General features: G+C 74.5%; 17 protein-coding genes and 1 tRNA gene. 13 read left to right on the forward strand and 5 right to left on the reverse strand.

Annotated elements, in window-relative coordinates; all coding sequences use genetic code 11:
• Positions 1 to 969: RecB family exonuclease (locus EBM89_RS06160; RefSeq protein WP_147463467.1), on the forward strand; the 969-nt coding region annotated here is incomplete at its 5' end.
• The gene (locus EBM89_RS06165; protein ID WP_122148583.1) at positions 966 to 4,373 is read left to right on the forward strand and encodes an ATP-dependent helicase; all 3,408 of its coding nucleotides are present in this window, start codon (positions 966 to 968) and stop codon (positions 4,371 to 4,373) included. The genes EBM89_RS06160 and EBM89_RS06165, both read left to right, overlap by 4 nt.
• 38 nt (positions 4,374 to 4,411) lie before the next feature.
• Here the strand turns inward: EBM89_RS06165 and EBM89_RS06170 are convergent, their stop codons facing one another.
• Positions 4,412 to 5,347 (reverse strand): phosphotransferase, encoded by a 936-nt coding sequence (locus EBM89_RS06170; protein WP_122148584.1) that lies wholly within the window; start codon positions 5,345 to 5,347, stop codon positions 4,412 to 4,414.
• 90 nt (positions 5,348 to 5,437) lie between these two features.
• Here EBM89_RS06170 and nudC point away from each other — a divergent pair, with 90 nt between their 5' ends.
• Positions 5,438 to 6,901, forward strand: a complete 1,464-nt coding sequence (gene nudC, locus EBM89_RS06175) for an NAD(+) diphosphatase (protein ID WP_199731995.1) — start codon at positions 5,438 to 5,440, stop codon at positions 6,899 to 6,901.
• Positions 6,902 to 6,988: 87 nt separating this feature from the next.
• On the opposite strand, the gene EBM89_RS06180 is transcribed toward nudC, so the two are convergent.
• Positions 6,989 to 7,255, reverse strand: coding sequence for a mycoredoxin (locus EBM89_RS06180; protein WP_122148585.1), 267 nt, complete (start codon positions 7,253 to 7,255; stop codon positions 6,989 to 6,991).
• Positions 7,256 to 7,413: 158 nt separating this feature from the next.
• Here EBM89_RS06180 and EBM89_RS06185 point away from each other — a divergent pair, with 158 nt between their 5' ends.
• The 3 genes from EBM89_RS06185 (at position 7,414) to EBM89_RS06195 (ending at position 10,308) form a co-directional block, all read left to right on the forward strand.
• A complete protein-coding gene (locus EBM89_RS06185; RefSeq protein ID WP_122148586.1) occupies positions 7,414 to 9,426 on the forward strand; it encodes an ATP-dependent helicase in 2,013 nt (670 codons plus the stop codon).
• Positions 9,427 to 9,604: 178 nt separating this feature from the next.
• The gene (locus EBM89_RS06190; RefSeq protein WP_122148587.1) at positions 9,605 to 9,820 is read left to right on the forward strand and encodes a hypothetical protein; all 216 of its coding nucleotides are present in this window, start codon (positions 9,605 to 9,607) and stop codon (positions 9,818 to 9,820) included.
• A 140-nt stretch (positions 9,821 to 9,960) separates the two neighbouring features.
• On the forward strand, positions 9,961 to 10,308 hold the full coding sequence (locus tag EBM89_RS06195; RefSeq protein ID WP_122148588.1) for a WhiB family transcriptional regulator: 348 nt from the start codon (positions 9,961 to 9,963) through the stop codon (positions 10,306 to 10,308).
• A 48-nt stretch (positions 10,309 to 10,356) separates the two neighbouring features.
• Here the strand turns inward: EBM89_RS06195 and EBM89_RS06200 are convergent, their stop codons facing one another.
• Positions 10,357 to 11,334, reverse strand: a complete 978-nt coding sequence (locus EBM89_RS06200) for a ThiF family adenylyltransferase (RefSeq protein WP_158609527.1) — start codon at positions 11,332 to 11,334, stop codon at positions 10,357 to 10,359.
• Between the two features lie 196 nt (positions 11,335 to 11,530).
• Between EBM89_RS06200 and EBM89_RS06205 the strand changes: the two genes are divergently transcribed.
• From EBM89_RS06205 to EBM89_RS21080, 3 genes are all read left to right on the forward strand, one after another.
• Positions 11,531 to 12,148 (forward strand): YgjP-like metallopeptidase domain-containing protein, encoded by a 618-nt coding sequence (locus EBM89_RS06205; RefSeq protein ID WP_439647171.1) that lies wholly within the window; start codon positions 11,531 to 11,533, stop codon positions 12,146 to 12,148.
• A gap of 229 nt (positions 12,149 to 12,377) precedes the next feature.
• Positions 12,378 to 13,325, forward strand: a complete 948-nt coding sequence (locus EBM89_RS06210; protein WP_122148590.1) for a hypothetical protein — start codon at positions 12,378 to 12,380, stop codon at positions 13,323 to 13,325.
• A gap of 7 nt (positions 13,326 to 13,332) precedes the next feature.
• Positions 13,333 to 13,506: a hypothetical protein gene (locus EBM89_RS21080; protein ID WP_158609528.1), complete on the forward strand. Its 174-nt coding sequence runs from the start codon at positions 13,333 to 13,335 to the stop codon at positions 13,504 to 13,506.
• A 95-nt stretch (positions 13,507 to 13,601) separates the two neighbouring features.
• Here the strand turns inward: EBM89_RS21080 and EBM89_RS06215 are convergent, their stop codons facing one another.
• Positions 13,602 to 15,026: a zinc-dependent metalloprotease gene (locus tag EBM89_RS06215; protein WP_122148591.1), complete on the reverse strand. Its 1,425-nt coding sequence runs from the start codon at positions 15,024 to 15,026 to the stop codon at positions 13,602 to 13,604.
• A gap of 124 nt (positions 15,027 to 15,150) precedes the next feature.
• On the opposite strand from EBM89_RS06215, the gene EBM89_RS06220 reads away from it, so the two are divergent.
• Positions 15,151 to 16,323: a YlbL family protein gene (locus tag EBM89_RS06220; protein WP_233571580.1), complete on the forward strand. Its 1,173-nt coding sequence runs from the start codon at positions 15,151 to 15,153 to the stop codon at positions 16,321 to 16,323.
• A gap of 30 nt (positions 16,324 to 16,353) precedes the next feature.
• Here the strand turns inward: EBM89_RS06220 and EBM89_RS06225 are convergent, their stop codons facing one another.
• Entirely contained in the window at positions 16,354 to 16,950 is a 597-nt protein-coding gene (locus EBM89_RS06225; protein WP_233571581.1) for a PPA1309 family protein, read from the reverse strand.
• Positions 16,951 to 17,114: 164 nt separating this feature from the next.
• Here EBM89_RS06225 and EBM89_RS06230 point away from each other — a divergent pair, with 164 nt between their 5' ends.
• The 3 genes from EBM89_RS06230 (at position 17,115) to EBM89_RS06240 (ending at position 22,730) form a co-directional block, all read left to right on the forward strand.
• Positions 17,115 to 20,144 (forward strand): UPF0182 family membrane protein, encoded by a 3,030-nt coding sequence (locus EBM89_RS06230; protein ID WP_122148592.1) that lies wholly within the window; start codon positions 17,115 to 17,117, stop codon positions 20,142 to 20,144.
• Positions 20,145 to 20,275: 131 nt separating this feature from the next.
• A tRNA-Met gene (locus EBM89_RS06235) sits at positions 20,276 to 20,349 on the forward strand.
• 743 nt (positions 20,350 to 21,092) lie between these two features.
• Positions 21,093 to 22,730: a DUF6119 family protein gene (locus EBM89_RS06240; RefSeq protein ID WP_122148593.1), complete on the forward strand. Its 1,638-nt coding sequence runs from the start codon at positions 21,093 to 21,095 to the stop codon at positions 22,728 to 22,730.
• The last annotated feature ends 135 nt before the right edge of the window (positions 22,731 to 22,865 follow it).

Genomic DNA, 22,865 nt, shown 5'->3' on the forward strand with positions numbered 1-22,865 from the left:
GGCGCGCGCCGCGGGGTCCCCGACGCCGAGGCGGTCGCGGTGCTCGCCCGGCTGGCCGACGCGGGCGTCCCCGGCGCGGACCCCGCCGAGTGGCACGGCCTCGCGGCCCCGTCGAGCGACGCCCCGCTGTGGGCACCCGGCCAGCGGGTCCCGGTGTCCCCGTCGCGCATCGAGACCGCGGGCACCTGCACGCTGCGCTGGGCCCTCGAGGCCGCGGGCGGGACCGCGCCGAGCAGCGCCCGGCAGTCGCTCGGCACCCTGGTGCACGCCCTCGCGCAGGAGCACCCGCGCGGCGGCCGGGCCGAGCTGCTCGCCGACCTCGACCGCCGGTGGCCGGAGCTCGGCCTCGGGCACGGTTGGCCCGCGACGCTGGAGCGGCGGCGCGCGGAGGCGATGGTCGAGCGCCTCGCGACCTACCTGGAGCGCGCGGGCGAGCCCCTGGCGGTGGAGGCGCGCTTCGAGCTCGCGCTCGACCGGGCCCTGGTGCGGGGCTCGCTGGACCGCGTCGAGCGCGCCGACCCGCCCACGACGTCGGATCCCCACCCCGATCCCGCCAGGGTGACCCCGCAGCCCGACGCCCCCGACGACGTGCCCGTGCGGGTGGTCGACCTCAAGACCGGCCGCACCGCCCCGTCCGCGCAGGAGGCGACGACCAACCCGCAGCTCGGCGCGTACCAGCTCGCCGTCGACGCCGGGGCGGTCGAGGGCCTGCCCGAGGGCGCACGCAGCGCCGGGGCGCAGCTCGTGTTCGTGTCCGACGTCAACAAGGCCAAGGCGGCGCTGCGCACCCAGCCGGGGCTCGGCCCCGAGACGCCGGACGCGCCGTCCTGGGCGCGCACCCACATCGAGGAGGTCGCGGAGCGGATGGCCGCGTCGTCGTTCGCCGCCACGGCGAACAGCCTGTGCGACCGGTGCCCGGTGCGCCGGTCCTGCCCGCTGCGCGACGAGGGCGGGCAGGTCGTCGGATGACGGAGCCCGTGCTGTCCGCCCGCGCCATCGCCGGGCTGCTCGGCCGCGACCTGCCGACCGACGAGCAGGTCGCGGTGATCGAGTCGCCCCTGCGCCCCGCCCTGGTGGTCGCCGGTGCGGGCTCCGGCAAGACCGAGACCATGGCCGCCCGCGTCGTGTGGCTGCTCGCGAACGCCCTCGTCGCCCCGGAGGAGGTGCTCGGCCTGACGTTCACCCGCAAGGCCGCGGGCGAGCTCGCCGAGCGCGTGCGCCGTCGGCTGCGGCACCTCGCGCGCGCGGCCGCGGAGCAGGGCGTGCACCTGCCGGGGCTGTCCGCCGCCGAGGACGCCGGGGGTGCCGCGCTGCTGACCGTGGCCCGGCCGACGGTGTCGACGTACAACGCCTACGCGGCGTCGCTCGTCGCGGACCACGGCCTGCGGCTCGGCGTCGAGCCGTCCGCGCGGCTGCTGGGCGAGGCCGCGCAGTGGCAGCTCGCCAGCGAGGTCGTGGAGTCCTGGACCGCGGACCTGGACTCCGCCGCCGCCGTCTCCACGGTCGTCGAGGCCGTGCTCACCCTGTCCGGCGCCCTCGACGAGCACCTGCTCGACGCCGCCGGGGCGCGCTCCGGGATCGACGCGATCGTGGACGCGATCGAGGCGACCCCGCCCGGCACGCCGCCGCGCGCTCCCTACGCCGAGGTCAAGCGCCTGGTCGGGTCGCTGCGGGAGCGGCAGCGGATGCTCGACCTCGTCGCTGCCTACCGGGAGCGCAAGCGCGCCGCCGACGCCCTGGACTTCGGCGACCAGGTCGCCATCGCGGCCCGGCTCGCCCGCGACGTCCCGGAAGTCGCGGCGGGGGAGCGCACCCGGTTCCGGGTGGTGCTGCTGGACGAGTACCAGGACACCTCGTACGCGCAGCTCGTGCTGCTGGCGGCGCTGTTCGGCGGCGGGCACCCCGTCACCGCCGTCGGCGACCCGCACCAGTCCATCTACGGGTGGCGTGGCGCCAGCGCGGGCGGGCTCGAGCGGTTCCCGACCGACTTCCCCGACGTCGCCCCCGACGGCGACCGGTCCCCGGCGTCCGTCTACGCCCTGTCGACGTCCTGGCGCAACGACGTCGCCGTGCTCGCCGCCGCGAACCACGTCGCCGCCCCGCTGCGCGCTCCCGGGCGCACGCGCGTCGCGCTGCCGACGCTCGACGCGCGCCCCGGAGCCGGGCCCGGGCAGGTCGTCGCGCACCTCGCCCCGACGCTGGAGGAGGAGGCGCAGGCCGTTGCGGAGTTCGTCGCGGACCGCTGGCGTCCCGAGGGCGGGCCCGGTGTGCGGGGCGGCGCCCCGGCACCGGGTGGCGCACGCGTGTCCGCCGCGGTGCTGTGCCGCAAGCGCGCGCAGTTCCCCGTGCTGCACCGCGCGCTGCGGGCCGCGGGCCTGCCGGTCGAGGTCGTCGGGCTCGGCGGGCTGCTCGCCACGCCCGAGGTCGTCGACCTCGTCGCGGTGCTGCAGGCCGCCCACGACCCGTCGCGCGGCGACGCCCTCATGCGGCTGCTCACCGGCGCCCGCACCCGGCTCGGGGCGGCCGACCTGCACGCGCTCGCCGACTGGTCCGCGCACCTCGCGCACGGCTTCGACGCCCGGGCCGCGGCGGCCGTCGCCCGCGACCGTGCTGCGGGAGCCCCGGGCGAGGTGGGCGCGGACGACGGGTCGGCCGAGGCCAGCCCGGTCGTCGCGGACGTCGTGGACGAGCGCAGCATCGTGGACGCCGTCGACGCCCCGCCCCCGCCCGGCTGGACCAGCCCCGGCGGCCGGTCGCTCACCCCGGGCGGGCTGGAGCGGGTCACCGCCGTCGGCGAGGTGCTGCGCGCCGTGCGCCGCCAGACCTACCTGTCCCTGCCGGAGCTCGTCGGCCACGCCGAGCGGCTGTGGGGCCTGGACATCGAGGTCGCCGCGCGGCCCGGTGTCTCGCCCGGGCGGGCGCGGGCGCACCTCGACGCGTTCCGCGAGGTGTCCGTCCGGTACGCCGACGCGACCGACGACCCGAGCCTCGGCGGGTTCCTCGCCTGGCTGGAGTCCGCCGACGCCCACGAGCACGGCCTCGACATGCCCGTGGCCGAGCCGGACCCCGACGCCGTCCAGCTCATCACCGTGCACGCCGCGAAGGGCCTGGAGTGGGACGCCGTCGCCGTCGCCGGGCTGGTGGACGGTGGGCTGCCCGCGACCCGCACCCAGGGCAAGGACGGGCCGACGGACTCCGCGTGGCTGACCGGGCTCGGCGAGCTGCCGTACCCGCTGCGCGGCGACCGGCACGACCTGCCGACCTTGGAGGTCGCCGGGGCCGTCGACCCGAAGGACCTGGAGGAGCGGCGCAAGCAGTTCCTCCGCGACGCCGGGGACCACCAGGTCGCCGAGGAGCGCCGCCTCGCGTACGTCGCGTTCACCCGCGCCCGGTCGGCGCTGCTGCTCACCGGGGCGTGGTGGGGCGACGGCAGCCGGGTGCGCCCGCCGTCGCTGTTCCTGTCCGAGGTCGTGGACGCCGGGCTCGCCCGGGTCGCCGGGTGGGCGGTGCAGCCCGACGACGGCGTGGAGAACCCCCGCACGCAGGAGTCCGCGTCGGTCGTGTGGCCCGTGGACCCGTTCGTCGTCGCCGGCGAGGACGCCCCGTCGCGCCGCGCGCCCGTCGAGCTCGCCGCGGACGCGGTGCGCGCGGCCCGCGCGGGCGGGACCGCCGACGTGCCGACGTCGTGGGACCGCACGGTCGAGCTGCTGCTCGCCGAGCAGGCCAGCGAGTCGCGCCCCCGCCCGGAGGTCGAGCTGCCCGCCCACCTGTCGGCGTCGGCCGTGGTGCGGCTCGCGGCGGACGGCGGCGAGTTCGCGCGGGCGCTCCGGCGTCCCGTCCCCAACCGCCCGTCCCCGCAGGCCCGGCGCGGCACGCAGTTCCACGCGTGGGTCGAGGGGTACTTCGGGTCCCCGGCGCTGGTCGACCTCGACGACCTGCCCGGCGCGGACGACGACTCCGTCCCGGTGGACGCCGACGAGGCCGCGCTGCGGGCGGCGTTCCTCGCGACGCCCTGGGCGTCGCTGGACCCGGTCGCGGTCGAGGTCGACGTCGAGACCACCGTCGCGGGCTACGTGCTGCGCTCCCGGATCGACGCCGTCTTCCCCGACCCGGACCGCCGCGACGAGCCCGGCGCGGTCGTCGTGGTCGACTGGAAGACCGGCGCCCCGCCCCGCGACCCGGCGTCCGCCGCGGTGCGCGAGCTGCAGCTCGCCGTGTACCGGCTGGCGTGGTCCCGGTGGACCGGTACGCCCCTCGACCGCGTGGGCGCGGCGTTCTGCTACGTCGGCGCGGGACGCACCGTCCGCCCGGAGCGGCTGCTCGGTGCCGAGGAGATCGAGCGCCTGCTGCTCGCGGTCACCGCCCCGGCCTGAGCCGTCCACCGGCCTCGCCCGGCGCGGGTCAGATCAGGTCAGAGCGGCGCGGTGCCCGGCTCGGGGACGTCGCGGGTCTGCTCGTCCAGCTCGTCCAGCATCTGCACGGCGTCCGCGACGACCTCGTCGTCCTGCGCCCGCACGCCGTAGAGCAGCCACCGGGCGAGCGCGAGCTCGCCCGCGAGCAGCGCCCGGTCCGCGAGGTGCGGGTCCGTGAGCTCGGTGCGGCGCAGCTGGTACGCCTCGAGGATCGAGTCGACCGCGTCCTGCGGGGCGGCGACCAGCAGCCACGCCAGGTCGTCGGCGGGGTCCGCGACCTTCGCCTCGCCCCACGACATGACGGCCGTGACCGCGCCGTCGGCCACCAGCACGTGGTCCGCGGACAGGTCGCCGTGCACCAGCACGGGACTGAACTTCCACATCGCGACGTCCTCGAGCCGCTCCTCCCAGCGCCGCAGCAGCGTCGCGGGGACACGGCCCGTGCGGGCGGCCTCGTCGACCTCCGCGAGGCGGCGGGCGCGGTACGCGGCGGCGTCGTACACCGGCAGCCCGGCGTCCTCCGCGACCGCGACGGGCAGCTCGTGCAGCGCCGCGAGGGACCGGCCCAGGGACGCCGCGACGCCCGGGCCGGGCGCGACGTGGTCCAGCGACACGGGGCGACCCTCGAGCTCGCGGTGCACGACGACGCGCCCGCCCTCCTCGAGCGGCGCGGTCCCGACGACCCGCGGGACGTCGAACGGCAGCGCACCGGAGTCCACGTGACCGGCCAGCGCGCCGAGCAGCACGAGCTCGGCCTCCAGCGCGGCACCGGCGGCGGCGCTGCGCGGCGCGCGCACCACCCAGCGGCGGCGCTGCCCGTCGGTCACCACGGCGACGTCGTCGTCGCCCGGCGCCGCGGTGCCACGCACCTCCCGCGCGTCGAAGCCGGGGACGGCGACGGTCGCGAGGGCGGCGAGAGCAAGGGGAGAACGCACCGCCCCAGGGTAGGCCGCGCGGCCCCGTCCGGGTGCGCCCGGGAGGGTGCCCGGCGTGTCCCGGGCGCTCGCGACGCGTACGGTAACGAGGTGTTCGCCTCCGACCTCCCCCTGTCGCGGACGGTCACGGACCGGGCCGCGGACCGCCGCGGCGAGGCCGACCTGCTCGCCGTGCTCCTCGACGACGACCGCACCCGGGTGCTCCTGGTCTCCGGGGGGCGCGTCGTCACCCGGACCCGTGGCCGGCGCCGCGCGCTCGCGTTCTTCGGCCCCGCCGAGGCCGCCCTGCGGGCGCCCACCGGCTCGCTCGAGGACCGCTGGGCGTTCCTCGGCCACGACGACCAGGACCGGGTCCCCGGGGTCGCGCCCGACGAGGTCCGTCCGGACCTGCCCGCCTACGTCGCCCACCACGTCCCCGAGGACGCGTCGGCGGCGCTGCCCGCCGGTCACGCCTGGACGTCCCTGCGGGAGGTCGGGTCCGAGCTGTCCGCTCGGGACGCCGGGCTCGCGACCGCCGCCGTCGCGCTGTTCGAGTGGCACGTCCGGCACCCGCGGTGCCCGCGCTGCGGCGAGCCGACCGTGCCCGTGCAGGCCGGGTGGGTGCGCCGCTGCCCCGCCGACGGCAGCGAGCACTACCCGCGCACCGACCCCGCCGTGATCATGGCCGTGGTGGACGACGACGACCGGCTGCTGCTCGGCAGCAGCGCGGCGTGGCCCGCGCACCGGTTCTCGACGCTCGCCGGGTTCGTCGAGCCCGGGGAGTCGGTCGAGCACGCCATCCGGCGCGAGGTCCGCGAGGAGACCGCCGTCGTCGTCGGCGACGTCGAGTACCGGGGCAGCCAGCCGTGGCCGTTCCCCGCCTCGCTCATGCTCGGGTTCCGTGCACGGGCGCTCAGCACCGAGGTCGTCGTGGACGGCGAGGAGATCCGCGAGGCCCGCTGGTTCGACCGCGAGGAGCTGCGCACCGCCGTCGAGTCCGGCGCGGTCGTGCTGCCGTCGGGCACGTCGATCGCGCGGGCGCTCATCGAGGACTGGTTCGGCGGGCCGCTGCCCGAGGACCCGCTCGGCGACGCGTGGGGCCGCGGCACCGCCCCCGCCGAGCAGACCGAGCACGCGGTCGAGGCCGACCGGGTGGCCGCCGAGGCCCCTGCCGAGGACGAGGCCCGGCCCTCGGACGGAGAGCCCACTCCGGCCCGGGGAACGGATGCGGAGCCGGACCCGGCCCGCGAGCCGGCGCCGCAGCGGGAGGGCGCTCGCCAGCGGAAGCGGGAGCGCCGCCCCGCGTCGACCGCCGAGCCCGCGTCGACCGCCGAGCCCGGGCCGACCCCGGAACCCGGGCCGACCCCGGAACCCGGGCCGACCGCTGAGCCCGCGTCGACCGCTGAGCCCGCGTCGACCTCTGTGCCTGCGGCGACTCCTGAGCCCGAGCCGACCCCCGCGGCGACCCCCGATACCGCGTCGACCCCGGAGTCGACCCCGGACGCCGACCCGGTCCCGGACCCGCGCCCCCGACGTGGCCGCCGCGCGGCCCCCGCCTCCGACGACACCCCCTGAGCCGGACAGCCGACGAGGTCGAGGGTTTCGCCCCGGAACGGGCGGCGAACCCCTCGACCTCGTCGGAAACCCTCGACCTCGGTGCGGTTACACGCCCAGGCGGTCGCGGACCTGGACCAGGGACGGGTTCGTGGCCGCGGAGCCGTCGGGGAACAGCAGGGTCGGGACGGTCTGGTTGCCGCCGTTGACCTGCTCGACGAAGGCGGCGGCGTCGGGCTGCTGCTCGATGTCGACCTCGGTGTAGGCGATGCCCGCGGAGTCGAGCTGCGTCTTCAGGCGGCGGCAGTAGCCGCACCAGGTGGTCGAGTACATCGTCACGGTGCCCGCGGCGGGCAGGTCCTGCGTGGTGGTCATCGTCTGCCTTCGGTCTCGCGCAGCCGGGTCGGCTGCTGGTCGTGCGGTCTGCCCGGGTCAACGCCGGGGCCCCGCCGGATCATCCCCGACGGTGCCGGACCACGGGGCTGGGGACCACGGGTCGGGCGTGTCGGCCGGAGGTGCGAGGATCGTCGGCGATGCCTGCCGACGACCTGCTCGACGCCCTGGACCCCGACCAGCGGGAGGTCGCGCGCGCCCTCACGGGGCCGGTGTGCGTGCTGGCGGGCGCGGGGACCGGCAAGACCCGGGCGATCACGCACCGCATCGCGTACGGCGTGCGGACCGGCGTGTACACGCCGACCAGTGTGCTGGCCGTGACGTTCACCGCGCGGGCGGCGGGGGAGATGCGCACCCGGCTGCGGGACCTCGGGGTCGCCGGGGTGCAGGCGCGGACGTTCCACGCGGCGGCGCTGCGGCAGCTGCGGTACTTCTGGCCGAAGGTCGTCGGCGGCCCGGTGCCGGAGCTCCTGGCGCAGAAGGCGCCCGTCGTCGCGGACGCGTGCCACCGGCTCGGGCTGTCCGTGGACCGGGTCGCGGTGCGCGACCTGGCCTCGGAGATCGAGTGGGCGAAGGTCTCCCGGATCACCGCCGAGGACTACGAGCGCGCGGCGGCGACCGCGGACCGCCCGGCCCCGGCGGGGCACGACCACCAGACCGTCGCCCGCCTGATCACGGCGTACGAGGACGCCAAGGACGTCCGCGGCGTCATGGACATGGAGGACATCCTCTGGCTGCTCGCCGGGATGCTCGTGGACAACCGGGCGGTCGCGGACGAGATCCGGCACCAGTACCGGCGGTTCGTCGTCGACGAGTACCAGGACATCTCGCCGCTGCAGAAGTTCCTGCTGGACCAGTGGCTCGGCGGCCGCGACGAGCTGTGCGTGGTGGGCGACCCGAGCCAGACGATCTACTCGTTCGCCGGGGCGACGCCGCACTACCTCACGCGGTTCACCGCCGAGCACCCGCAGGCGCAGGTGGTGAGGCTCGTGCGCGACTACCGGTCCACGCCCCAGGTCGTCGGCCTGGCCAACGAGGTGCTGCGGCGCGCCCCGCGCGGGGCGACCCGGTGGGAGCCCCTCGAGCTCGTCGCGCAGCGCCCGTCCGGCGGGCCCGTGCGGTTCGCGGTGTACGACGACGACGAGGCCGAGGCCGCCGGGGTCGCGACCCGCATCGGGCGGCTCGTCGCGGCGGGTACCCGCCCCAGCGAGATCGCGGTGCTGTACCGGACCAACGCGCAGTCCGAGGCGTTCGAGCAGGCGCTCGCGCACCTCGGCATCGGGTACGTGCTGCGCGGCGGCGAGCGGTTCTTCGCCCGCAAGGAGGTGCGCGACGCCATCGTGCGGCTGCGCGGCGCCGGGGTCGCGGCGGACCCGGGGACGCCGATGCCCGAGACCGTCCGGGACGCGCTGCGCTCGGCGGGCTGGTCCGACGAGCCCCCGGCCGCCCGCGGCGCCTCGCGGGAGCGGTGGGACACGCTCAACGCCCTGGTCGCGCTGGGTGACGACCTCGCGGCGAGCGCGCAGCGCAACGGCACGACCGCGACCATGCAGGACCTGATCGCCGACCTGGATGACCGCGCCGCCGCCCAGCACGCGCCGACGGTCGAGGGCGTGACGCTCGCGTCCCTGCACGCCGCGAAGGGCCTGGAGTGGGACGCGGTGTTCCTCGCCGGGCTCAGCGAGGGCCTCGTGCCGTGGATGTCCGCGGACACCGCCGCCGACCTCGCGGAGGAGCGGCGGCTGCTCTACGTCGGCGTCACCCGCGCCCGGCTGCACCTCGAGCTGTCCTACGCCCGGTCCCGGAACCCCGGCGGGCGGGCGACGCGGCGGCGCTCGCGCTTCCTCGACGGGCTGTGGCCCACCGAGGGGCGCGCGCGGTTCGGCGACGGGCGCGAGCGCGCGGTCCCGCGGCTGACGGGCGAGGTGGACGCGGAGCTGCTGGCCGCGCTGATGGTGTGGCGCGAGGACCTGGCCCGCAAGACGTCCAAGCCCACGTACACGGTGCTGGGGGACGCGACCCTGTCCGCCATCGCCGAGCTGAAGCCCGCGTCCGTGCCGGAGCTCGCCCGGGTGCAGGGGATCGGCCCGGCCAAGATCGACCGGTACGGGCCCGACCTGCTGGCGATGGTCGCGGGGCGCCGGCCCGCCTGACCCCGCGTCCCGCGCCCGGCGGTGGGCCGATCGGGGGAGCCGCGTGAGGTCCGGGAAAACTTCTTCGATAAATCGGTTGTGCGTCCCCGCGGGGCCGCTCTACGGTGAACGAGTCCTGATGGAGAGCCCCCCTGCGCCCGGCGCAGGACGGCCCGCACGAGTGAGGAGGTGGAGTGCTGTGAAGACCATGAAGAACGCGTTCGGCGCTGTCGCGCTGCCGTTCACCGCGCCCACCTCCGGGATGGTCCAGGGCACCGCTCTGTCCGCCACCGGCCTGCGTGGCCGGGTGTCCGCCCGTGGTCTGTCGGGCTTCGGCGGCGGCACCGCCCGGCTGCGTGCCCGCGATCTCGCGCCCGCTCCCGACTCCGTCCTCCTCGGAGGTCCGGTCATCTGAGTCGATGACCTGACCGTCCCAGGCCGCGGAGTCCACCGGATCCCGCGGCCTTCGTCTTTCCCAGCACCTGGTGCCGGGGTCGACGAGGCAGCAGATCCACCTGCTCCCTCGCTCAACCCGCAAGACATCAGGAGGACATCGTGCGGCTCACCACGCTGCTCGACACGGTCAACCAGGGTGGATCCGGTCCCTGGCCGCCCGCCTCGACGCCCGCAGACGCGGACGTGCAGTTCGACGCCCTCGTGGCCGGTCTCATCCCGTGCCGCTCCAACGACCCCGAGCTCTGGTTCGCCGAGCGCACCGCCGAGGTCGAGCAGGCCAAGGCGATGTGCCGGACGTGCCCGCTGCTCGAGGGCTGCCTCGCGGGCGCCGTCGAGCGTCAGGAGCCCTGGGGCGTCTGGGGTGGCGAGGTGTTCGTCGCGGGGCAGGTGGTCGCGGTCAAGCGCGGGCGCGGGCGTCCCCGCAAGGACGCCAGCCCGGCGGCTTGACGGCACAGCGCGGCCCGGTGCCTCGCACCGGCCGGCACCGCCCGTCGCTCAGCCGAGGCCGGTGCACCCGCAGTCCGGGTGCACCGGCCACCGGTCGAGCCGGGGCACCGCGTCCGGCACCGGCACCACGTACTGCCCACCCACCGTCCGGGGACGGTCGCCGTCGAGGTGCGCCAGGACCTCGGCGGCGACCAGCCCACCCACCACGCACGCCAGCACGGCCGTCGGTCCCGCGACCGGCGGCCGTCGTCGTGCCACCAGCTGCGCCAGCACCGCGGGCCACGCGGGGTCCGCGGCGGCGCGGTGCAGGTCGAGGCACCGCAGGCACGCCGCGCCGATCCCGACGGCACCGCCGGTGAACGGCCCGACCAGGGCGTCCGCCTCCCGCACCGCCACCGGCAGGTGCGGCACGTCCGCGGCCGCCAGGGCGAGCACCTGCGCGGGGTCCACGGCGTCGCGCGCCACCGTCACGGCCACGTCGGGCGGGTCGGACGCATCCGCTCCCACCACCCGCACGCGCGGGGCCCACCGGGCCAGTGCGGCGGTCAGGGCGGCTGCGCGCGGCGTACCGACGTCCGCCAGGCCCGCACCGACGTCCTCCGCCCGCACCGCGCTCTCGTCCACCACCCGGAGCCGGCCGACGCCGGAGGCGGCGAGCACCCGCGCGACCGTCACCCCGACCGCGTCCAGCCCCTCGACCCGCACCGTCGCGCCCGCGCGCCGGTGCAGCACCGCGTGCCCGTCACCGTCCGCGCGCACCAGGCCGTGCGCCACGACCTCCGGCTGCAGCGCCGGGACCGCGCGCCGCGTCCGCCGCGCCGGACCCCGGAGCAGCCCCGCCTGGTCCAACCGGTCCAGCACCGGCGGCGGCAGGCCGCCGTCGAGCGACCGGCCGCCGTCCGCCAGCAGCCGGTCCGCCTGCGCCCCGGACAGCCCTCGCACGCGCACCGCCCACCGCGGGTCCACACCCACCTGCACCTCGCACGGCCCGCGCCGCGCCACCCGCAGCCCCGGTCTCAGCCGCACCGCCGCACCTCCGTCCCGACCACCCGTGCCTCCCACGGTGGCACGTCACACGGGCCCGACCCCCGTCGTCCACAGGCCCGATCTGCGTCCGGCGCGCGGAAGATCAGCCGGACCGGCGCCCGGACCCGCTACCGTGCCTCTCGTGCAGCCGTCCACGGAGCACGACCCCGCGCCGGGCGACCGGCCGCGATCGGCCCTGCCCGGGGCCGCCGCCGAGGACGCCCTGACCGTCGACCCCGACCTCGGACCCGTCGAGGTCCGCCGGTCGCGCCGCCGCTCCCGGACCGTCACCGCGTACCGCGAGGGCGGACGCACGGTCGTCGCGATCCCCGCGAAGTTCACGCGCGCCCAGGAGCGCGAGTGGGTCCGCCGGATGCTCGACCGGCTGCGCACGCAGGAGCAGCGCCGCCGCCCGTCGGACGACCAGCTCGTGCGCCGCGCCGCCGAGCTGTCCAGCCGCTACCTCGGCGGCCGCGCCGTCCCCAGCAGCGTGCGGTGGTCCGGCAACCAGGGACGACGCTGGGGGTCGTGCACGGTCGGCGACGGCAGCATCCGCATCTCCGACCGGCTGCGCGGCATGCCGTCGTGGGTCACCGACTACGTGCTGCTGCACGAGCTCACCCACCTGCTGCACGCCGGCCACGGGCCGGAGTTCTGGGCGGAGCTGGAGGCGTACCCCCGCACCGAGCGGGCGCGCGGTTTCCTGGAGGGCTACGCGTTCGCGGAGCGGGCGCCGGGTGACGAGGTGGACGGGGACGGCACGCCGACCGGGGCGGGCGAAGCCCTGCATCCCCGTGGCGATCGCGACGGGTGACGGGCGACTCGTGGGGCGGCCACCGGCGCGATCGCCGCTGAGCTGTCGTCGCGACGAGGGGGCAGCACGCAGATTCTCGGTAGTTTTCCACCAATGCGCAGCGCCGATCTTTGACGCCTTCACGAACCTGCTGCCACGGTGCAGTGCGATCGAGAGCCGATGCTCAAAGACCTGATCGCCTGACTGTGCAGGGGTAGAGAAATCCGTGAAGAAGCAATGTCGTGCTGCCATGGCGGGCGTGATCAGCCTGTCGATGATCGCTCTGGCGACGCCTCGAGCGCTCGCCGTCGAGGACCGGGCCGAGTCGGTCGCCTCGCTGATCTCGCGGGTAGCGCCGGATGAGGGGCCCGCTCTCGCGGGCACCCCGTCGGCAGACGGGGTCGGGTTCCAGACGGAGGACGTCGCGATCGCCGTCCCGAGCCAGATGTCGGACGGTGTCGTGATCTCCAGCGACGAGGGGCAGATGGTCGCGCCGTTCCCCTCCGGGCTCTCGGTGGGGAACGGGACGACGGCCGACGACGGCACGATCGTCTACCCGAACGACGGGCACGACGCGGACGTCGCCGTCCAGGCGCTCGACGACGGGTCGGTGCGCTTGCAGACGATCATCCCCAGCGCAGATGCGACCCACTCGTTCAGCTACCAGTTCGACGACGACGTCTCGTTGGTGCAGGTCCCCGAGGGCATCGAGCTCCGCCGCGAGGGCCCGGACGGAGGTGTCAGCCTCGGGGTCATCGCGCCCGCCTGGGCGCGGGACGCTGACGGCAACCAGGTTCCGACCCGCTACGAGGTCGACGCGAACACGCTGGTCCAAGTCATCGACGCCTCACCGACGGCGACCTACCCCGTGGTCGCCGATCCGCGCGTCTCCTTCGGGGTCGGTGTGTACTTCTACGGTTTCGGAGCCGAGTGGATCGCCCTCGCGACCGCTCTCACCGCAGCCGGCGGCGGCGCGGTCGTCGGCGCGTGCCTGGTCGTCAACATCCCGAATCCCTGGGCCGCGGTCCTCAAAGCCGCGTGCGGCACGATCGGCGCGTCCAACATGAATAACTACCTTGACTGGGTGAGATCGGCGATCAACAGCTCACAGCTCAAGCCGCAGACGTGTTACGAGTTCCGTCGCTTCACCACCGTGTCCGGACCGAAGGCCGTCAAGCGGTCGCACTGCCTGAGATGAGATCACCGTGACCGTACGAACGCAGCAGACGATCGCCACGGTGATCGCGATGATCGTGGTCGGCGCACTGAGCGTCGTGGTGTCGTGGCAGTGGTGGCAGCTCGGTTTGGTGGTGTTCCCGGTCCTCGTGACCGTGCTGCTGATGATCTGGTGGCGTGACAAGGAACGCGCGCGCAGCTGAGCGCCGGGAAGAGACGCGTCGGGCTCTCTGCCGGGTAGCACCTGCCGAGAGCCCGGCCGCTGACCCAGGGGGCGTGCTCGTGCGTCGGACGCGCGCTACTCGCTCGTCGCGGCGTCGGCGCCGTCGTCCTCCGGCCCGTCCTCGCCCAGGATCTCCGCCAGCGCGCGGTCCAGGTCCGCGTGCTCGCCCTCGGCTGCCGTCCGGCGCGCCGCGTAGCCCGCGGGGTCGTCCAGGTCCTCGGCGGTCGGCAGCAGGTCGGGGTGGTCCCAGATGGCGTCGCGCGCGTCGGGCCCCTGCTCGCGGGCGATGCGGGCCCACAGCGCGGCGGCGTCGCGGGACCGGCGGGGCCGCAGCTCCAGACCGACGAGCGTCGCGAACGTCTGCTCGGCGGGGCCGCCGGCGGCGCGGCGGCGGCGGATCATCTCGCGCAGCGCGACGGCGTGCGGCAGGTGGGGGAGCGCGGCGGTCGCGGTGACCTCGTCCACCCAGCCCTCGACCAGCGCGAGCGCGGTCTCCAGCCGGGCGAGCACGGCCTGCTGCTCGGGGGTGGTCTGGGGCGCGAACACCCCGGACGACAGCGCGCCCTGCAGCGCGGCGGTGTCGGTGGGGTCGATCGCCCGGACGGACTCCTCCAAGCTCTCGACGTCGATCGTGATGCCGCGGGCGTACGCGTCGACGGCGGTCAGCAGGTGGCCGCGCAGCCACGTGACGTGCGTGAACAGGCGGGCGTGCGCCGCTTCGCGCAGCGCGAGGAACAGCCGCACCTCCTCCAGCGGGACGTCCAGGCCGTCGGCGAACTCGGCGACGTTCCCGGGCACGAGCGCGGTCGCGGGCTCGGCGACCAGCGGCAGGCCCACGTCGGTGAGGCCGAACACCTCGCGGGACAGCGAGCCCGCGGCCTGGCCGACCTGCATGCCGAACACCAGCGCGCCGAGCTGGCGCATCATCGCGGCGGGATCGGGCGCGGCGCCGCCGGCGGTGAGACCCGGCGGCAGCGCCATGCCCTCGGGGAGCTGGTCGGCGAGGGTCGCGGCGAGCGCGGTGGACATCGACGTCGCGACGGGCTCGGTGAGCGTCCGCCAGGTGGGGAGCGTCCGCTCGACCCACTCCGACCGGGACAGCGCCCGCGCCTGCCCGCCCGCGGGCGGCAGCTCCGTCGCGGCGTCGAGCCACAGCTCGGCCACGCCGAGCGCCTCGGTCGCCTGGCGCTCCTCGGCGGGGCTGAGGACGGGGTCGCCTCCCTGGACGGCCGCCTGGCGGGCGATGTCGTGGGCCACGTCCCAGTTGACCGGACCGTCCCCGCTCGACGACAGCATGCGCTGCACCTGCGCGACGACCTGGCTGAGGACGGCGGGGTCGTCCGGCAGGCCGGAGGCCTTCGCCATCTCGGCGGGGTCGAGGCCCTGCGCGCGCATCTGCGCCAGCGCCTCGTCCGCGTCGGGGCCGAACATCTGGCGCAGCATCTGCTCCCAGGCGGAACCGCCGGGCATGTCGGGCTGGCGCGGGTCGTCGGTGCTCATCGGTGCTCCCGGGTGGCTCGTCGAGATGCCACCGTAACCACACCCACCTGTCCGGACGCCGGGAGCAGGTCCCGGTTCGCTGAGGGCGCACGCGGTGCCCAGGTGCGTGGGGCATGATCGTGCGGTGCCCGACCAGCCCCACCAGCCCGCGCAGCCCCACCTGCCCGCGCAGCCCGACGCCGCCGCGGAGCCGTCCGTCGACCTCGTCGACGAGACCGAGGTCCCGTCCCCGCCCGTGACGCGCCGCGCCGCGCTGCTCACCGGCGGCATGCTGCTGACCGCCGTGCTGCTGGTCGTGCTGCTGCTGATGCCGGTGCCGTACGCGGTGAACTCGCCCGGTCCGACGCTGGACACCCTCGGGGAGCACGACGGCACGGCGCTCATCACCATCGACGGCGCGGAGACGTACGAGTCGACCGGGGAGCTGCGCCTGACCACGGTGTCCAGCACCGGCGGACCCGGGTACCCGTCGAGCGTCCTGGGCGTGCTGGCCGGCTGGGTCGCGGGGGACCGCGTGGTGCTGCCGGTGGAGTCCGTGTTCGCCCCGGACACCACGCAGGAGCAGCTGGACGAGCAGAACACCGCGCAGATGGTCTCCTCGCAGGAGAACGCGACGGTCGCGGCGCTGGAGGAGCTCGGCTACGAGGTCCCGGTGACGTTGACGGTGCACGACGCCGTCGAGGGCACGGGCGCCGTCGGGGTCGTGGAGCCCGAGGACGTGCTGGTGTCCTTCGACGGCACCGACCTGACGTCGTACGGCCAGCTCATCGACCTGCTCGACGGCACCGAGCCGGGCACCACGGTGACGCTGGGGGTGCTGCGCGGCGGCGAGCCGCTGGACCTCGACGTGGTCACCGGGGCGCGCGCGGACGGCGAAGGCAGCCAGCTCGGCGTGTTCATCGACCCGACGTTCGACCCGCCGGTGGACGTCGACATCCAGATCGACCGGATCGGCGGCTCCAGCGCGGGCACGATGTTCGCGCTCGGCATCATCGACAAGCTCACCCCCGAGGACGAGGCGAACGGGGAGGTCATCGCCGGGACCGGCACGATGGACCTCAACGGCGCCGTCGGCCCGATCGGCGGCATCCGGCAGAAGATGGCCGGGGCGCTGCGGGACGGCGCGACGTGGTTCCTCGCCCCGGCGGACAACTGCGGCGAGGTCGTCGGGCACGTGCCGGACGGGCTGACCGTCGTGCGGGTGGAGACCCTGCACGAGGCGCGCGAGGCCGTCGAGGCGATCGGCGCGGGCGAGGCCGCGGACCTGCCGACCTGCACGGCGGCCGACGCGGGCTGAGCCCGCACCGCCCCGTCGACCCCCGCCCGGTCAGCGGAAGGTCGCGACCAGCGCGTCGGCCAGGCCGGGCACCACGTCGGGGCCCTGGCCCACGGCGCCGTCGGCGTCCAGCGCGCGCTGCCGCACCGCCGACCAGGTGGTGCCGTCGCGCAGCACGCCCACGGCGATCCGCACGTCCTGGCGCTGCGGGTGCGCGAGCAGCGCGGCGAGCGCCGCCTCCGGGTCCTCCGGCAGGCCGTCCTCCGCCTCGGGCGGCAGGACGATGCGCTCCACGGTCACCGCGGCGCCGTCGACGCCGTCCGGCCACGCGATGCCGCCGAGCAGACCCTCCAGGTCGTCGCCGGCGGGCAGCCCCTCCTGCTCCACGGACGTCAGGTGGTGGGGGTCGGCGGCCGCGGCGGCGAGCACCTCGGCGGGCAGCTGACCGGCTAGGGCGGGCTGCGCGTCCAGCGCCGCCTGCGTCCGGACCAGCGCGAACACGCGCACGGGGCCGTCCCAGCCGCCGGTGGCGACGTGCCGCTCGATCTCCACGACCGCCTCGGCGAGCGCCTGCTGGGCGGGCGGCAGGTCGGCGGCGGGGGAGGTGGGGGAGTCGTCGGGGCCGGGCGCGGCGGGGGTGGTCGTCACCCGCTCATCCTCGCACCCGGGCTGAGTGGCGCGGGCTGTGGGAACCTGTGCGTCACCTGGTGCGTTGTGACCCACGTGCGTACCGCCCGTGCGGGACCCCGGTCCCGCCGCCCGCGGTCGCGCGCACCGAACCTGAGACACCCGACGACGAGGACCTCGAGGCCGTGACCTTCGCCAACCCGTCCGCCCGACAGCCCCGGGGCCCCCGCCCGCCCCGGCCACCCCGCGGGGCAGCGCCCCGGCGGCGCCCCAGCCCGATCGCGATCACCCTCGTGGTGCTCGCGGTCGTCGTGCTGGCCGTGCTGCTGGCGGCCCAGCTCTGGACCGAGGTGATGTGGTTCGACCAGCTCGGCTTCTCCGGCGTCATCTGGACCCAGTGGCTGACCCGGGCCGCCCTGTTCGTCGCCGCGTTCCTCGTGATGGCCGGTGCCGTGTTCGCGAGCCTCGCGATCGGCTACCGCACCCGCCCGGTGTACGCGCCGTCCAACCAGGAGCAGGCGAGCCTGGACGCGTACCGCGAGGCCGTCGAGCCGCTGCGCCGCGTCGTCCTCGTCGCCGGTCCCGCCGTGCTCGGTCTGTTCGCGGGCATCGCCGCCTCGCAGCAGTGGAGCACCGTCCAGCTGTGGCTGAACGCCACCGAGGTCGGCCGCACCGACCCGCAGTGGGGCCTCGACATCGGCTTCTACATGTTCCAGCTGCCCGGCATGCGGTTCGTCGTCAGCTTCCTCATGGCCGTCGTGGTGCTGTCCGGCATCGCGGCCGTCGCGACGCACTACCTGTACGGCGGCTTCCGGATCGGCGGCTCCAGCAGCACGCCCCGGATGACCACCGCCGCCCGCGTGCACCTGTCGGTCGTCGGCGCGGTGCTCATGGTCCTCATCGCGGCCAACTACTTCCTCGACCGGTACTCGATCCTCACGCAGGAGGGCGACCGGTTCGCGGGCGCGTCCTACACCGACGTGAACGCGGTCATCCCGTCCAAGAGCATCCTCGCGGTCATCGCGCTGCTCGTCGCCGTGATGTTCGTCGTCACCGCCGTGCGCGGCAGCTGGCGCATCCCGGCGATCGGCGTGGGCCTCATGGTCGTCGGCGCCGTCGTCATCGGCGGCGTGTACCCGGCGGTCGTCCAGCGGTTCCAGGTGAACCCGAACCAGCAGGACGCCGAGGCGGAGTTCATCCAGAAGAACATCGACGCGACGCTCGCGGCCTACGACCTCGAGGACATCCAGATCTCGCCGTACGCCGCCAACGTCACCGCCGAGCCCGGCGCGCTGCGCGCCGACGCCGAGACGACCGCGTCGATCCGCCTGCTCGACCCGCAGGAGGTCTCGAACTCCTTCCGGCAGCTCGAGCAGGTCCGCGGGTTCTACTCGTTCCCCGACACCCTGTCCGTCGACCGGTACGAGATCGACGGCGAGAGCCGCGACACCGTCATCGCGGTCCGCGAGCTCGACCTCGAGGGCCTCGACGGCCAGCGCCGCAACTGGACCAACGACACGACCGTGTACACGCACGGGTTCGGCGTCGTCGCCGCCTACGGCAACTCCACCACCTCGACGGGCGCGCCGGAGTTCTGGCAGAGCGGCATCCCGTCCACCGGTGAGATGGGCGAGTACGAGCCCCGCATCTACTTCGGCCAGAGCTCGCCGCGCTACTCCATCGTCGGCAACCCCGGCGAGCAGCAGTGGGAGCTCGACTACCCGGACGACGAGTCCGGCGGCGCCGTGAACACCACGTTCCCGACCGACGAGGTCTCCGCCGGTCCCGAGATCGGCGGGTTCCTCAACAAGCTGCTCTACGCCATCAAGTTCGGCTCCGAGCAGATCCTGTTCTCCGAGCGCGTCACCGACCAGTCGCAGATCCTGTACGACCGCGACCCCAGCGAGCGCGTCCAGAAGGTCGCCCCGTACCTCACCCTCGACGGCCGGGTGTACCCCGCGGTCGTGGACGGCCGGGTCAAGTGGATCGTCGACGGCTACACCACGTCGGACCAGTACCCGTACTCCGCGGCGCAGTCGCTCGAGGACGCCACCACCGACTCGCTCACGCTGACCTCGAACACCATCGAGGCCCAGCAGCCGCAGAAGGTGAACTACATCCGCAACTCGGTGAAGGCCACGGTCGACGCCTACGACGGCAGCGTCACGCTGTACGCGTGGGACGCCGAGGACCCGGTCCTGCAGGCGTGGAGCAACGTCTTCGACACCTCCCTGCAGCCCGTGTCCGAGATCAGCGCCGAGCTCATGAGCCACATCCGGTACCCGGAGGACCTGTTCAAGGTCCAGCGCACCCTGCTCGGCACGTACCACGTCACCGAGCCCGCGCAGTTCTTCTCCGGCAACGACGCGTGGCGCACCCCGAACGACCCGACGGCCGGCGGGGACACCTCCGTCGCGCAGCCGCCGTACTACCTCACGCTGAAGATGCCCTCGCAGGACGAGGCGTCGTTCTCGCTGATGTCCTCGTACGTGCCCGCGGGCGGCAACGCCCGTGACGTGCTCACGGGGTACATCGCCGTGGACGCGGAAGCGGGGTCCACGGCCGGTGAACCCGCGGAGGGCTACGGCAAGATCCGGCTGCTCGAGCTGCCACGCGACTCGACCGTGCCCGGACCGAACCAGATGAACAACAACTTCACGTCGAACCCCGACGTGTCGAACGAGCTCAACATCCTGGCCCGCGGCGAGTCGCAGGTCATCCGCGGCAACCTGCTCACCCTGCCCGTCGGCGGCGGACTGCTCTACGTCCAGCCCGTCTACGTCCAGGCCGCCTCCGGCACCCAGTTCCCGCTGCTGCAGCGCGTGCTGGTCGCCTTCGGCGACGAGATCGGGTTCGCCAGCACCCTGGACGAGGCCCTCGACCAGGTGTTCGGCGGCGACAGCGGCACCTCCGCCGGTGACGCGGGCAACGAGATCGAGACGCCAGCGCCCGACCCCGGCGACGGGACGGGCGACGGCACCGAGGAGCCGACGCCCGCGCCCACCGACGGCGCCACCACGCCGCCGGCCACCGGCGACGCGCAGCAGCGCCTGACGACGGCCCTCGACGCCGCCAACCAGGCCATCCAGGACGGCCAGGCCGCGCTCGCGGACGGCGACTTCGCCGCCTACGGCCGGGCCCAGTCCGCCCTGGAGGACGCGCTCGCCGAGGCGGTGGCCGCCGACCAGGAGCTGAACGGCACCGCCGGCGACTGACCGGTCGCCCACGGCTCGACGGCCCGGTGCCCCCTGGTGGGGGGAGCCGGGCCGTCGGAGTCCGTGTGACGCAGCGCACCGGGTCAGGATTTGGCCTGGTCGTCACGCTGGCGTAACGTAGACATCACCGACGCGGGGTGGAGCAGCTCGGTAGCTCGCTGGGCTCATAACCCAGAGGTCGCAGGTTCAAATCCTGCCCCCGCTACAACGCAGATCTGCGATCGCAGGTTTGGCCGATGGCCCCCAGGGATCTCCCTGGGGGCCATCGGCGTTTTCATGCGGATGTGGCTCGCGTCCGGGCGGTTATCGGGCCTCGTGCCCTGCGATCGAGGGTTGGGCGTCACCCGGTGCGTGTCTAGCGCGCCGGCGTCCACCCCGTGCCACCCCCGCCTCACCCGACATCTGGTGATGGCTGGTTGCGCGCAGGGTGGGAGTCGGGGGTGCACCCTGCGCGAGCCGGCAGACCTGATCGGTCTGTGCTCGCTTCGGCTGGGGCCGGCATCGTGGACGGACCGAGGCGCTGGAGGCGTCGCGTCTCTCGCTAGCGCGGATGGGTGCGCGCCGGCGTGCGGGTTGGTCGGCTCGCGTCGGCGGTCGTCGCACGCCCCGTGCGTCGACTGGCCTGCCGGGAGCGACGCCCCGGTCCGGAGCGTGCGGAGATTGCGGCATCTGCCGCGCTCTCGACTGTCGCTCTGCGAACGCGGCCATCGGGGCCGCCGCGCGAAGGAACGGCACGATGTCGAACGCTGTCCGAGGGCTCGACCGCGACGAGTGGTTGTCCCGCGACGACCTCGCCCAACTGATGGGGCGCATCATCGACACCGTGCGGCGGGTGCAGCGCGAGAACAACCTGCAGCTGGCTCGCCGTGTTGACGATCCTCCGGTGGGACGAAAGGCCGGTGACGCAGCCCGGGCTCGTGCAACAATCGCAGCCGACAGGGGGGACTCATGGCCAAGGCGCGCTCGTTCTCGATCTATCTTCTCAAGTCCGACTTCGCGTCGCCTGATCGCGCGCTGAAGTCCGATCATGTCCTGAAAGAGGTAACGGCCGCCGACGGCTGGCCCACCTTCCTGGCGTCACGCGACCTCAACGCGCCATGGTGGCAGTATTACTTCGGTATCACCGATGCGGTCCGTCAGGGATTCGCGGGCGCGATCGTGTTCGTCGAAGCAAGCGGTCGAACCTTCGCGCTGACGTTCGGGCACACCGCGCACAACCTGCGCGACGAGGCCTATGAGTACGACTTTGGGCTCCGAACGACGCTCAACGCGGTCGAGCCCGGCGAGATCCGCAACACCGACGAACTTGACCCGTCGACCTCGCGGCGTCGGCGTACGCAGCTGCCCGAGCACGCGGACCTCACGTACTTCGACTTCGACGGCGACAGCTCTGTCCTTCGGTCGTTGACGGGAGCGATCCGGCCCGAGTACCGGGCGCTTTTCTCGCATGCCACTGGTGCGAGCAACCTGCGTGTGAGCGCGAAGCAGCCTCGCGCGGAGCTGCCGGCGCTGCTGGGGAGCATCTACGAGGTGTACCGCAAGACCACCTACACGACGGCGTTCCCGGATGCCAACAACATCCAGCCGGTACGCGATCCGTCAGTCCTCGACAAGCTCAATGACCAGCTTCTTGAGTCTGTGGCCACACGCGACGAAGCGCTGGTGCTGACTATCCCCGAGTTGGTCAGTTTCCAGGACGACTTCGAAGTGAGCTTTGCGGGCGTGGGTCGTAGCGAGCTGTACTCGGACGTTTCCCTCGACGGGTACTTCGGATACGTCACCGCCGGCGGTGCTGTCGTCGCGGAGCTGTCACTAGATGACCTGAGGCGGCACAAGTTGAACGTCGTGGACGCGAATCAGGTGACGCGCGCGACCTACTCGATCTATCGCAGCCTGGTCTTCGAGACGACGCTGGAAGACCTTGACGGGACGTTCCACCTCAGCGAGGGCACCTGGTACCGCGTCGCGGACGACTACCTCGCCACGTTGACCGAGTACCTGGAGCCCGTGTTCGCGGCAGTGCAGCTCCCGGCCCGGACGGCGGCTTCGGAGTATGCGTACAACGACGGGCAGCTCGTGCCTCACTGGCCGGGGTCGGTGCTGCTCGATACCTCGAACACCAGCCCCGAGGGCCAGACCGCGGTCGAGCCGTGCGACGTGGCCCGGGTCGAGGGAAATGACCTTGTGCTCACCCACGTCAAGCTCGGTGTGAAGGCCTCGGACCTGAGCCACCTCTTCAATCAGGGTGTGACCTCCATCGAGCTCCTCTCCGGAGACGGCGCCGCGCGTGAACGGCTCAAGAAGCTCGTCCGTCAGCGGGATGCGGAGTTCGACGTCACCCCGATCGACGAGCTCAGCTTCCGCGTCGAGTACGTGATCGTCACCAAGAAGGATGCTGGGTTGGGGCCGGCGGCGCTCCCGCTCTTCTCCCGCATCAGCCTGCGGCGGGCGCACCGGACCTTGACGAACATGCGGGTTCCGGTGCGGGCCATGCTCGCGGGTGACGAGGTTGAAGTGACGACGAAGGCGAAGCGGCGCAAGCCGCGGACCCGCTCGGCTCCGGGGGGTGGTGACGGCGACAGGTAGTTCCATCAATTGCTCGCGCCGGGACGAGCACCAGGCGTAGTGACCTTGCCCGTGGTCCTGACCCAATTCCGGACCACGACGGCCTCGTCGATGGCGGACTGATCGCCTTGACCTCGACGTTCGTCGTGATGATGC

Origin of the sequence: Cellulomonas triticagri (assembly GCF_003696205.1) — a bacterium.
GTDB classification, from domain to species: Bacteria; Actinomycetota; Actinomycetes; order Actinomycetales; family Cellulomonadaceae; genus Cellulomonas; species Cellulomonas triticagri.

Coding starts and splice junctions, on each gene's coding strand:
- EBM89_RS06165 (WP_122148583.1), top strand. CDS start 966: ATGACGGAGCCCGTGCTGTCCGCCCGCGCCATCGCCGGGCTGCTCGGC.
- EBM89_RS06180 (WP_122148585.1), bottom strand. CDS start 7,255: ATGACCACCACGCAGGACCTGCCCGCCGCGGGCACCGTGACGATGTAC.
- EBM89_RS06185 (WP_122148586.1), top strand. CDS start 7,414: ATGCCTGCCGACGACCTGCTCGACGCCCTGGACCCCGACCAGCGGGAG.
- EBM89_RS06210 (WP_122148590.1), top strand. CDS start 12,378: ATGGCGGGCGTGATCAGCCTGTCGATGATCGCTCTGGCGACGCCTCGA.
- EBM89_RS06215 (WP_122148591.1), bottom strand. CDS start 15,026: ATGAGCACCGACGACCCGCGCCAGCCCGACATGCCCGGCGGTTCCGCC.
- EBM89_RS06240 (WP_122148593.1), top strand. CDS start 21,093: ATGGCCAAGGCGCGCTCGTTCTCGATCTATCTTCTCAAGTCCGACTTC.